The following is a 12,988-nucleotide window of genomic DNA, read 5'->3' as shown; positions in this document are numbered from 1 at the left end:
CCATTGAATTGAACACGTTTTCACTCCTAGCGAGTGGATGGGAGGATTATCGTGACCGACACTGAGCAGGCCCCGCGAGGGCGGGCGACTGCCGAAATGGTTGCCGCGCGAGCCCAGGTTTCGCGCGTCGCCGTGTCACGCGCCTTCAATCCGCACACCTCGCTCAAGCCCGAAAAACGCGAGCTGATCCTGAAGATCGCGCAGGAGCTAAACTACACGCCAGACAGGGCCGCCCGGGCCCTCGTCAGCGGCCGTTCGCATCTTGTCGGCGTCATCGTGCCTGATGTGTGCAGCCACTGGGAAAGCCAGGAAATCGACGCGCTGACGACGGCGCTGCAGGCCGAAGGCTTTGCCACGCTGCTGTTCAAGACGCGCACCGACTATTCCATGGACGAGCAATTGCTCGCCTATATGCGCGGCTTTAATCCAGACTCGGTCATCGCCTTCGTCGAGAACGTGAAGCCACATACTCTCGCGCGTTTCCTCGACCGCGCCGTGCCCATCTACGTGCACTACCCCCTGCCCGGCACCAGCGACGAGGCGGAAGACGAACCCCTGCATGATCGGCTGAACGTGCTGCAGCGCGACGGTATCGATCAGGCCGTCGCCCTGCTTCAGGGCTTTGGGGCCAAGCGCATCGCCTACCTCTCCGGCGCCGAAAAATCCCGCGCCAATACCTCGCGCGAGCGCACCCTGCGCCAGGTCATGGCCGATCGCGGCCTCACGCCGCCTGTCGTGGCGCGCGGCGATTTCAGCTATGACGCCGCCTATCAGGCCACCATCGATCTCTTCCGCGTCGGCGACGGCGCCGATGCCATTTTCGCTGCCAATGACGTCGGCGCTTTCGGCGTCATCGACGCCCTCCGCCACGAACTAAAACTGCGCGTGCCCGAGGACGTAAAAGTCATCGGCTTCGACGACATCGCCCAATCCCACTGGAAAAGCTACAATCTCACCACGGTGAAATTCGATCTCGACGAGCGCGTCCGCGCCCTCGTCCGCCTGATCCTCCGCCGCCTCAACAATCCCGATGCTCCGGGCTTCCAGGAAACCCTCAACACCCGGCTTGTCGTACGCGGCACCGTCGGCTGAACCTCTTTGCCATGACCAAAAAGATCCACCTCGTCTTCAAGACCCATCTCGACATCGGCTTCACCGATCACGCCTCACGCGTTCGCGCGCAGTACCACAATCAGTTCATCCCCCAGGCCATCGCCACGGGCGAGCATTTTTACGCCGAGAATTCTAAGCAGCCCGAGTTCATCTGGACCACGGGCGCCTGGCTCATCTGGGATCATCTGCATTCGCAGGACGCCGAACGGGTGAAAAAGCTCGAACGCGCCATCGAGCGAGGCCTGATTACCTGGCACGCCCTGCCCTTCACCACCCATACCGAATTGATGTCGCAGGCCCTATTCCGCGCCGGGCTCTCCTTCTCGCAGGAACTCGACCAACGCTTTGGCCGCCACACCACGGCCGCCAAGATGACCGATGTTCCCGGCCATACGCTCGGCATGGTGCCAATCCTCGCCGAAGCCGGCGTCAATTTCCTGCATCTGGGCGTCAATACCGCCAGCCCCGTCCCTGACGTGCCGCCGATCTTCCGCTGGCGCGCGCCGCAAGGCGAAGAGGTCGTGGTGATGTACCAGGCATCCTACGGCGCCACCGACTTTCCCGCCGGCCCCGAAATCGGCCTCAGCTTCGCCCATACGAACGACAATATCGGCCCGCAAAGCGTCGGCCAGACCGTCGAGGCCCTGCGCCACATCCGCCACGAAAACCCTGATGCCGTGGTCACCGCCTCCACGCTCGACGCCTTCGGCTCCGAGATGTGGAGCCGCCGCGAAGAGTTTCCGGTTGTCACCGAAGAAATTGGCGATAGCTGGATCCACGGCACCGCCACTGATCCACAAAAACTCGCCCGCTTCCGCGCCCTTCAGCGTCTCTATGATGGCTGGGAACCGACCGAAGCCCGCCGCGCCTTTGCCCGCGGCCTGACCCAGGTTGCCGAACACACCTGGGGCGTCGACATCAAAACCTATCTCCGCGACGACAGGGCCTGGGACCGCGCCGACTTCGACAAGGCACGCAAGGCCGACTACCGTTTCGCCTATTCCGAACAATCCTGGGCCGAGCAGCGCGCCTATATCGACACCGCGCTCGCTGAACTCGACACCGCCGACCGACAGGCTGCCGATCGCGTGCTCAGCGAAACGACAGTTTTGCCGGCCACCGAACCCACTCGCATGTCCACAGGCCTAATCGATGGTGGCTGGGCCGCCGACCTCGACTCAACCACCGGGAGCATAGCCGCCCTCACGGCGCCCAATGGCACACGCATTGCCGGCAAGGACGGCGTACTCTTCGGCTATTCGCACGAAAGCTACGACTGGACCGAGCTGCAAAAGCACCTCGATTCCTATCTGCAGCACCGCCAGGAATGGGCCATTCTTGACCACGACAAGCCCGGCCTCGACAGCGCGAAGACGGCACGAACGGACGCCGTGTCGCCTATCTCCCAGGGCATCGGCGGCACGACCAGCATCGCAACCCTGCCCGCGGACGCACATGCAGAAATCGGCGCCCCCGCCCGCTGCGACATCACCCTTCGTGGGATCAACGACCGCCAGGTCGAAGTGACCCTGACCCTGCGCAACAAGCCGGCCAATCGCATGCCCGAAGCCGGTTTCTTCCGTTTCACCCCGCAAGGCGGCGAAAGCTGGCGGCTGCAGAAACTCGGCCTGTGGCATGACAGTCAGGCCATAGCCCGCAAGAGCGGCGGCCAATTGCAGGCCATCGAGGCGGCCGAAACGAATGCAGGCGGGCAGACCCTGAACCTCACGCTTCTGGACGCAGCGCTGGTAGCGCCCGCCACCTCGCCCTTCATTCCCTTCCAGCCCGAACGCCCGGACTTCTCCGGCGGTCTCAGCGTCAATCTCTACAACAACAAATGGGGCACCAATTTCCCCATGTGGTGGGAAGGCGACGCAAAGTTCCGCTTCGTGCTGACGCTTCAGTAGGCCTCCGACGCAAGCAAACACTCGGCTGTCACCCCGGCCTTGAGCCGGGATGTCAGCCAATAGTTTAGTGGAATGGGGTGGTTACCCCGCCACACCATCCTCGATCGGGATCAAATCAGCCAGCCCACGATCTTCCAGCAGCCCCTTCACATCGGGATCACGTCCACGGAAGAGACGATAGGCCTCCGCATAGTCGCGCGAGCCGCCAGCCGAATAGACATATTTGTAGAGCCGATCCGCGGTCTCCTTGTCGAAAGGATCACCCGCTTCCTCGAAGGCGCCATAGCCATCGGCATCGAGCACCTCCGACCACAGATAGCTGTAATAACCGGCCGCATAGCCATCGCCCGAAAAGAGATGCAGGAAATGCGTGCTGGCATGGCGCAGCGCGATTTCCTCGGGCATGCCGATATCGTCGAGCGTCTTGCGCTCCAGCGACGGAATATCCTCATTCTCGCTGATGGCAGCCGAGTGATAGTCCATGTCGAGGATTGCCGAAGACACGAATTCGACCGTCTCAAAACCCTTATTGGCCTTGCCCGCCGCCGTCATCCTGTCGAGCAGCGCCTGCGAAATAGGCTCGCCGGTGCGATAGTGCACCAGACGCGCCAGCACGGGTTTGGACTCCAGCCAGTGCTCATAAAGCTGCGAGGGCAATTCCACGAAATCCCGCACCACACTGGTGCCGGCAATGCGCGGATAGGTCACGTTCGAGAGCAGTCCATGCAGCCCATGGCCAAACTCGTGAAAAACCGTCCGCGCCTCATCGAGCGACAGCAGCGCCGGCTGCCCCTCTGGCGGTTTCAGGTAGTTGCAGGTGTTGACGACAAGCGGAATGACCGCGCCATCGAGCTTGGCCTGCTTGCGGAACGAAGTCATCCAGGCGCCGCTGCGCTTGCCGGCGCGCGCGAAATAATCGCCATAGAAAATGCCGATCGTTTTCCCTTCGCGCTGCACTTCCCAGACGCGCACATCGGGGTGGTAACCCTCGATATCCTCGCGCGGAACAAAGCTCACGCCGAAGAGCCTTGAGGCCACATGGAAAGCGGCCTCCACCACCTTCCACAGTTCGAGATAGGGCTTGATTTCATTCTCGTCGAAATCGAAGCGCGCCAGCCGCAGCTTCTCAGCATAGTAGCGCCAGTCCCAGGCGGCGAGAGCGAAATCGCCGCCCTCCTCGTCGATCAGCCCCTGCAACGCCACCCGATCGTCAAGCGCTCGCTGCCGGCCCGGCTTCCACACCTGTTCGAGCAGGCCCCGCGCTGCCTTGGGCGTGCCAGCCATGCTGTCGGCGAGCTTATATGCGGCATAGCTCTCATAGCCGAGCAGCTTCGCCTGCTCGCCGCGCAGCCGCAGGATTTCACCGATAATGGCGTGATTGTCGCTCGCATTGCCGTTGGCGCCGCGCTTCACAAATCCGCGCCACACCTTTTCGCGCACCGCGCGATCCCGCGCAAAATGCAGCACTGGCTCGACGCTGGAGCGCGACGTGGTCACGGCATAGGGCGCGTTGAGCTTGCGATCCCGCGCCATTTCGGCGGCAGCGGCTCGCGCAAAATCAGGCAGCCCATCAACCTCGGCTTCGCTCAAGGCAAAGACCGTGTTCTGCTCATCGGCCAGCACGTTCTGCCCGAATTCCGTGCCGAGCACGGCAAGCCGCTCGACGATGCCGGCAAAGCGTTCGCGGTCGGCCAGCGACAGTTTCGCCCCCGAACGGACGAAATCGAGGTGGTAGCGCTCCAGCACCCGCAGCGCCTCGGCATCGAGTCCCAGTTCCGCGCGCTTTTGATAAAGCGCATCAATCCGCGCAAAGAGCGCGGGATTGAGGAAAATCGCGTTCCAGTGGCGGGCCACAACCGGCGCCAGGTCGCGCTCGATGCCCTGCAAGGTCTCATTGGTATTGGCAGACCCAAGCTGGGAGAAAACGAGATCAACCCGATCAAGCTGCGCGCCGCTCCGTTCCAGCGCGACAATCGTGTTCTCAAAACTCGGTGCATTCGCATCGCCGACAATGGCCGCAATCTCGGCCTCATGCGCCTTCAGCGCCGCCTCATAAGCCGGCTTGAAATGCTCGGTCTTGATCTCGGCAAAGGGCGGCACGCCAAAGGGCGTCGCCCACTCTTCGAAAAATGGATTGGTCATACCAAAGACTCTCCTTTGCAGGAGAGAATGGGATCGCCGACAAAAAGGGACAAGTGCACTTGTCCCTTTTGCCGCAAATACTTCCCGGCCCTATTCCACCGTCACCGACTTGGCGAGATTGCGCGGTTGGTCCACATCGGCGCCGAGATGCGCCGCCGTATGATAGGCCAGCAACTGCACGGCAATCGCCGCCACGATAGGCGCAACGAAAGGATGCACCTCCGGCAAAACGATGCACTGCTGCGCTATACCGCCATGCATTTCCGCGCCCTTGGGATCGGTCACAAGCACGATGCGGCCGCCCCGCGCGGCCACTTCCTGCATGTTGGAAACGGTCTTTTCCGAAAGCTCGTCAGATGGCGCAATGACGATGACCGGAATGGTCTCGTCAACCAGCGCTATGGGGCCATGCTTGAGCTCCCCCGCCGCATAGCCTTCTGCATGGATATAGGAGATTTCCTTGAGCTTGAGCGCGCCTTCCAAGGCAATCGGATAGAGCGGCCCCCGCCCCAGGAACAGTGCATCGCTGGCCTTGCTGATGCTTCTGGCGATCTCGGCAATTTCATCTTCAGCCAGCAACGCATTGGCAATGGCACCGGGCAAGGTTTCGAGCGCCGTCACCAGCTCTTCCACCTTGTCACTATCCAGCACGCCACGCGCCCGGCCCGCCACAACCGATAGACAGGCGAGCGTCGTCAGCTGCGTCGTAAACGCCTTGGTGGAAGCAACCCCGATTTCCGGCCCGCACCGCAGCGGAAACACTGACTTGGACTCGCGGGCAATGGTCGATTCCTCGACATTGACGACGCTAGCAATATGCTGGCCATTCGCCGCGCAATAGCGCAAGGCCGCCAGCGTATCGGCCGTCTCGCCTGATTGCGAAATAAACAGCGCCAGCCCCTCGGGCGCCAATGGCGGCTGTCGGTAGCGGAATTCGGAGCCCACATCGATATCGACCGGCAGGCGCGCATAGCGCTCGAACCAGTATTTGCCGACAACACCGGCCAGATACGCCGTGCCACAGGCCGAAACCGTCATCCGCGTGAGATCTGCAAAATCGAAGGAGAGCGGGTCCTGCACCGCCAGCGTCCGCGCGCCGCGATCGACGAACCGGCCAACGACCCGCGAAACCGCATCCGGTTGCTCATGAATTTCCTTGAGCATGAAGTGGCGATACGGCCCCTTCTCCACGATATTGGACGAGGCATTAGTCTGATGCACCACGCGATTGACATTGGAACCCTCGCGGCTGCGGATCGCCGCCTGGCCCGGCGTCACGACCGCCCAGTCCCCTTCCTCGAGGTACGTCACCTTGTCGGTAAAGAGCGACAGGGCTAGCGCATCCGAACCCAGGAACATCTCGCCATCGCCATAGCCCACCGCCAGCGGCGAACCCTGACGCGCCGCGACCAACATCTGCTCCTCGCCGTGAAAGAGGAAAACCAGCGCAAAGGCCCCCTGCAGTTTCGACACGGTCGCCTGCACGGCGGCCACCGGCGACAGACCCAGATCCATCCACCGCGTCGCCATCATGGCCACCACTTCGCTATCGGTCTGGGTCAGCGGCAGATAGCCATCGGCCGCCAATTCCACCAGCAGTGAGCGATAGTTTTCGATGATCCCATTGTGTACCACGGCGACGCGCGGCGTCGCATGCGGATGGGCATTGAGCTCGGTCGGCGCACCATGTGTCGCCCAGCGCGTATGCCCAATTCCGATCGTGCCGGCCAGGGGATCAAGAGTGAGCTTATTGGCGAGGTTGACCAGTTTTCCGGGAGCGCGGCGGCGCTGGATTTCGCCATGGTCGAGGGTCGCAATTCCGGCGCTGTCATAGCCCCGATATTCGAGCTGCGCCAAGGCGCTGACCAGGCGATCGGCCACCGGCTTGCAGCCGGCAATTCCAACGATTCCGCACATCTTTGTCTCCCTGGGAGATGAGGCTGTGCTCAGGCTAGGCGGGGTTGTTTGCCCCGGCATTGATGGCAGTCAACGCCGGAAACACAAATGCCCGGCGTGGGGGTTGCCGGGCATCTGCGCGATGACGTGGGGGCGTCATCGAAAGGGGGTCACAGGATAAAGTCGCCAACCCCCAATTGAATGAGACCGGTCAGCTCGACTTGGAAATCGGCGACGCGATCGCCGTTTATGTCGCCGAGCACAATGGTCTTGTCGTTCGTCGTCCCCGCCGGGTCCTCCACCCGCCACTGCAATTGGCCCCGAACCCCAGTGAACGCCGCCCCTTGCGGGGCAAGGAAGGAAAAGGCCTGATTGCCCAGCAGCAGCGTATTGGCGTCGATGGCCGAGAAGTCGAACTTGTCCTGGCCGGGCGTGAAGTCGGTAATGACGTCGCGCGTCGTGGTCGTATTGCCCATTTCCGAGGTGGCGGTGAAGATGAAGGTGTCGTTGTCGGCACCGCCCGTCATCACGTCGCGCCCGGTCCCGCCGGTGAGACGGTCGGCACCAACCCCGCCGACAAGTGTATCGGCGCCACCCATGCCGAGCAGGATATCGGCGCCTACCCCGCCATCGAGAACATTGGCGGCCGAAGAACCGGTAATGGTATCGGCACCCGAACCACCCGTGACATTTTCGATGGTCGCGAGAATGTCGCTGCCGGTCTGGCTGCTGGAGGCGGTGCCATTGGTCAGGTTCACCGTCGCCGCAGCCGTGGTGCTGGACAGGTCATACCGATCCGTCCCGCCATTACCGGTATAGCGGTCGTTGCCGTCCGAGAGCGTGGCAAAGAAGACGTCGTTCCCGTCACCACCACCCGCGATGTCATTGCCCTCATCGCCATAGATGGTGTCATTGCCGGCCCCGCCCGAGATCGTGTCCCCGCCAGCAAGACCCCGATAGGTATCGGCCGTCGCCCTGGCGGCGAGATTGTCCACGCCGGCCGTACCCATGATCGTGTTGGACGGCAGCAGATCCATCGCTGCCGTGCCCTGGGCCAGCTTCGTGCCGTTTGTCGCGGTATAGCTGAAAGTGACCCCGGTATCGTTGTTGGCCGGCGGCGTATAGGTCCACTGTCCGCTGCCAAGCGCCACAAGGGTGCCGATCGATGCCGTGAGCGAATTGATCGTCACCGTACCGGTGATCCCACCCCCGACAAGCTCGGCCGTGGTGATCGTACGCGCGGTATTGGCCATCAGCGGCGTCAGCGTCGTATTGGCGAGCACATCGACCACCTGGGTCGTGGGCGCCGAGAAGATCGTCTCGGTGGTGAGGCTGCCATCGCGATAGGACACGGCGACCCGGACCAGTTGGTCCGCATCCGCCTGCACCAGGCGATAGGTTGCGGCCGTCGCCCCGGCGATATTGGTGAACACCGTGCCATTGCCGCGCTGCCATTGGTAGGTGAAGGCGCCGAGGCCATCCGGGTCCGCGATCAGCGCCGTGCCCGCACTCAGAAGCACGTTTTCGACAGCAGATCCGGCAACCGTTGGCGCACCGGTCGGCGCTTCGTTGACGTTGACCACCGTGAGCACGAGCGCCTTGGACAGGCTCAGGGCCCCGTCGGTCGCCGTCAAGGTCATGGCAATGGTTGCGCCCGCCTCGAAGTTGACCGCCTGTCCGGCCTTGAGATAGAGCGCGCCGGTCGGGGCATCGATCTCGAAGCGGGCATCAGAGACCGTCACGACATTCATGCGCAGCAACGGGTCGGTATCGGGATCAATCACAGCCAGATCGGCAATCTTGGTCCGTGCCGCCGTGTTCTCCGGCAGCGCCACCTGGTTGGAAACGACGATATCAGTGGGTGCCCGATTGATCGGAACCTGCCGCAAGGCAACCGTGTGGCTGCCGATGGCGCCAAGATCGAGCGTGAGGATATCTCCCGTCTGGCCGACGATCGTCGCGCCGGTCGCCTGGTAGGTAAAGCCGGCGGTCTGCTTGAGATCGACTGTAATGCGCCCTTCCCCGGCAATGGTGAAGTCGAGATTGGTGCCATCACCCGTCAGGCTCACGAGCTGGGCACGCGAACCGATCGAGGTGATGTGGGTGACATCGTCGACGCTGGTCCCCAGCTGCACAGTGAAGGTGCCGCCATCGGCATCGAGGAAGACGCTGTCGGCATCATAGGCGTACCAGTTGGTGACCGACTTGATCACCTTGCCGGCAAGGTCATCGAGATTGAGCGCAAACGTACCCAATTGGCCCTGCTGGGGCGTGGCGTGCATGGTGATCACGTCCCCAGCGACACTGAAGCCGAAATCGGTGCGCTCAAATGCTTTTATGCGCGCCGCCAGATCGGCCAGTGTCACGAATTCAGTGCCGGCGGCATGGGCCGCGGCGATGAAATTGGTGAACATCGCCGCGGTATAGGGCGAGGTCTGGCCCTCATCCAGCGACCAGGCAGTCACGCCATAGTCGTGCCAGGGCCAGACGACAATCGGCATGTCGGAATTGGCGGTGAGCTGAGCCCATTCGGCCGCCCATTTTGCCTCGGCCTGCTCGACGGTCAGCCCCAGCCACCCCATTAGGGTAAAGTCAAAGGACATGTTCGGGGCAATATAGACCTGGCCATCGGCGCCCGGCGCCAGATAGCCGATGGCCCCCGGATAGCCGGCGCCAAGCATGGAAGCCCCGCCAGAGAGGTAGTCGTAATATTGGATGATCTGCTGGGCAGGCAGCAATTGCTCGGGCATGCCGGGCACAGCCGCGCCACCCACCGAATAACCAAGATTGGCCTCCAGCACTGCACGGGCCGTAGCGAACTGGAAGGTGTAGGTCGCCTCAAGGAAGGCCTTCGAGGTCGCATCGAGTGCGCTCGGATTGGGCGCCGCGAGCACCTGGGCCAGTTTGGCATTGACCTGGGCCAGCGTCATCGTGGCCAATGCCTCCCCGATAACACCGGGTCCGCCCGGCCTTGCGGCATATTGAGCGATGCGCTGATCCAGCAGCGCCTGCGTCAGGACATTGGGCAGCAGGAAATTGGTGTCTTCAGGGTGCGTATAGGAGTGCGATCCGATCTCGTTCCCCATGGCGCGCATCGCGTCATAATACTGCGATGAGATGAGCCAGTTAGTTTCCTGGTCGGGCGGATTGAAGCCGACATTGACGTAATAGGAGCCAACGAAATTGTAGTCGGTCTTCCACTGCTGCAGGAACGGCAGCATGGCGTCATAGATGCCACCGTCGACGTCAAAGCTTTCCTGGCTCTGGTCCATGTCGTTGCGTGAAGCAAAGAGCGAAGTGTTCCGCGTCATATTCAACGACACGGTCGGACCAGCCACCTCTTCATTGACCCAGTCTATGGCCTGGCCCAGCAGGTTAAGGTCACCCAGCAGCGCATCAGTCGAGAAATGCACATTGCGGCTGCCGGTAACCGTGCCCAGCACCGCGCCATGGGTCGTTCCATTGACCACCTGCTCGGCAATCACACTGACAGAACCCGCATTGGGATTGGCGGCCGAGAAATACGACGTCGCGGCGCCGGTATAGGTATGGATGGCGCCGTTCGCGCCATAGCCCTCGGTAATGGCGTGGCCCGTCGGAGTGGCCTCGATATTGACCGTTACCCCGCTCTCCCCGCCCGTACGGTTGAGCCCAAACAGCGTCTGCATGCGCTCATAGGCATTGTTGGGCAGGCTCGCATTGGCGGCGTCATTGGTCATGAAGTCACCGGCCGCGATGAGCGAGACGTCGTACTGGTACACAAGCTTGGTCAGCACATCGTAGATGGCCTGGTGATTGGCCGGCACATTGCGGAACGAGGGAAACACGATCGCGTCGTAATTGACCATCTTGGAGAGATCGGCGAGATCGGTCTCGGATACGAGATCGAACGGAATACCGGCCGCCATGGCCTGGCTCTGCGCCGCCATGACCAACTGGGTATAGGCCATCGGGCTGAAATAGTTGTTGGCCGTGGTCTGCGAAAAGACGATGGCGATCTTGTTGCCGGTATCAGTCACCGCCGGCAACGAGGCCGGATCGTAAACCGTATAGGCCGGCGAGAGATAATTGGCCGGCAGGAAAACGCTGTCATTGACGTCGGCAAGAATGCTGACCGAGGTGACCGCTGCGCCAATCATCGTCTTGGGCACGGCAAATTCGATCGTCTTCCCATCCGGCCCCAACTTGTAGTCGATGGTGCCGACCAGGGTCTGCCCGGCCGTGCCGCTATAGAGGCGTGCCACCCCGTCCGAGCCGATATTGACGTTGAATTCGGCGCCCCCGGCAAAGCCGAAGACCTGCGTACCGGTGGCCGCATTGCCATCGGTATTGAGCCAGAACGTCGTATTCGGCCCGATTGCAACGGCACTCTTGAAGCCGAAGGTGAATTGGCCGTCGCTATATTGGCCATAGAACTCATGGCCATCGACCGTCGTCATCGGCGTTTCAAGCCGCTGGCTGGCCGTCCATTCCGTCAGCACACCATCGAACTGGCTCGGCGGGATCGAAGCAGGATCCACCAGCGTATAGCCACCATTAGCATAGGTCGTCGGCAGGAAGACCGAATTGTTGACGTCGGCCAGAAGGGTGATCGCCGTCACGGAAGCGCCGATCAGGCTGCGGGGGACGGCAAATTCCATGCTCATGCCATCCGGGGCAACCTTGTGATCGATCTGGCCGACAAGGGTTTGGCCATCGGCGCCGCTATAGAGCCGGGCAACTCCGTCCGCTCCGATATTGACGTTGAATTCCGCCCCGCCGGCAAAGCCGAAGATCTGGTGGCCGGTGGCGACATTGGCATCAGTATTGAGCCAGAAGGTCGTATTCTGCCCAATGGCAACGGCACTCTTGAGTGCAAAGACAAACTTGTCCTCGCTCACCGTGCCATAGAGCTCATAGCCCGCAACGACGCCGGCGCCGGTATCAAGCCGCTGCGCCGCCGTCCATTCGGTGAGCAGGCCATCATAGGGTCCGGGGGGCACCACCACTGGTGTTGTCAGCACATAGCCACCGCTCGAATAGCTCGGCGGCAGGAAGACGGAATTGTTGATATCGGCGAGGATCACGACGCTGTTTACCGCCGGCCCGAGCAGGGCCTTGGGTACAGAAAACTCCATGCTGAGCCCGCCCGAGGCTATCTTGTAGTCGAGCGTTGCAACCAGCGTCTGACCGTCGGCCCCGCTATAGAGTCGCGCGACGCCATCCGCCCCGATATTGACGTTGAATTCCGCGCCACCGGCAAAGCCCCAGATCTGGTAGCCCGTCGCGGTATTGTTGTCAGTGTTAAGCCAGAACGTGGTGTTCGGCCCGATCGGCAGCGCGCTTTTGAGCCCGAAGACGAAGCTCTCGTCCGCCACCTTGCCATAGAGCTCATAGCCCGCAACGGTCTTTCCCGGCACATTGTCGAGGCGCTGATCCACGGTCCATTCGGTCAGCAGGCCATCAAAGACGCTCGGCACGGGCGTCGTGATCGTATAGGCCGCCTGGGTATAGTCGGCTGGCAGGAAGACGGTATTGTTGATGTCGGCCATGATGCCGACGCTCGATACGCTCGCCCCCAGAAGGCTCTTGGGCAGGGCGATTTCCAGCACCCGGCGGTCAGCGCTCATCGCATAGGTGAGATCACCGACCAGGGTCTGCCCGTCGGCCCCTGTATAGAGCCGGGGCACGCCATTGGCGCCGAAATTGACATTGAACTCGGCACCCGCCGCAAAACCCCAGACCTTGTAGCCGGTATTGATATTGGCATCGGTATTGAGCCAAAGCGTCGAGGTTGCGCCAATCGCCTGGGGCGAACTGAGGGCGAAGTAGAAAACGTCCCCTTCCAGCCGTCCATAGAGGGCATAGCCGGCAATGGTGGTGGCGGCGGTTTCCAGCCGGTCGTCAGCCGTCCAGTCGAGAAGTGCTCCGTCAAGAACAATGGCCATAAT

The 12,988-nt window shown here is 61.9% G+C and carries 5 protein-coding genes; 2 read left to right on the top strand and 3 right to left on the bottom strand.

Annotated features, from left to right (window positions below; all coding sequences use genetic code 11):
• Positions 1-51: 51 nt before the first annotated feature.
• Positions 52-1,092 (top strand): LacI family DNA-binding transcriptional regulator, encoded by a 1,041-nt coding sequence (locus ACSQ2A_RS10525; protein WP_436072189.1) that lies wholly within the window; start codon positions 52-54, stop codon positions 1,090-1,092.
• An 11-nt stretch (positions 1,093-1,103) separates the two neighbouring features.
• The gene (locus tag ACSQ2A_RS10520) at positions 1,104-3,020 is read left to right on the top strand and encodes a DUF5054 domain-containing protein (RefSeq protein WP_436072188.1); all 1,917 of its coding nucleotides are present in this window, start codon (positions 1,104-1,106) and stop codon (positions 3,018-3,020) included.
• 81 nt (positions 3,021-3,101) lie between these two features.
• Here ACSQ2A_RS10520 and ACSQ2A_RS10515 read toward each other — a convergent pair whose 3' ends face one another.
• The 3 genes from ACSQ2A_RS10515 to ACSQ2A_RS10505 all read right to left on the bottom strand — a co-directional run bounded on the left by ACSQ2A_RS10515 (position 3,102) and on the right by ACSQ2A_RS10505 (position 12,985).
• Positions 3,102-5,162: a M3 family metallopeptidase gene (locus tag ACSQ2A_RS10515; protein WP_436072187.1), complete on the bottom strand. Its 2,061-nt coding sequence runs from the start codon at positions 5,160-5,162 to the stop codon at positions 3,102-3,104.
• Between the two features lie 90 nt (positions 5,163-5,252).
• Entirely contained in the window at positions 5,253-7,079 is a 1,827-nt protein-coding gene (glmS, locus tag ACSQ2A_RS10510; RefSeq protein ID WP_436072186.1) for a glutamine--fructose-6-phosphate transaminase (isomerizing), read from the bottom strand.
• A gap of 149 nt (positions 7,080-7,228) precedes the next feature.
• The gene (locus tag ACSQ2A_RS10505) at positions 7,229-12,985 is read right to left on the bottom strand and encodes a M10 family metallopeptidase C-terminal domain-containing protein (protein WP_436072185.1); all 5,757 of its coding nucleotides are present in this window, start codon (positions 12,983-12,985) and stop codon (positions 7,229-7,231) included.
• Positions 12,986-12,988 lie beyond the last annotated feature (3 nt).

Source organism: Devosia sp. LjRoot3 (genome assembly GCF_964252865.1).
Classification (GTDB): Bacteria; Pseudomonadota; Alphaproteobacteria; order Rhizobiales; family Devosiaceae; genus Devosia.
This window is presented reverse-complemented; position numbering and strand designations above follow the sequence as displayed.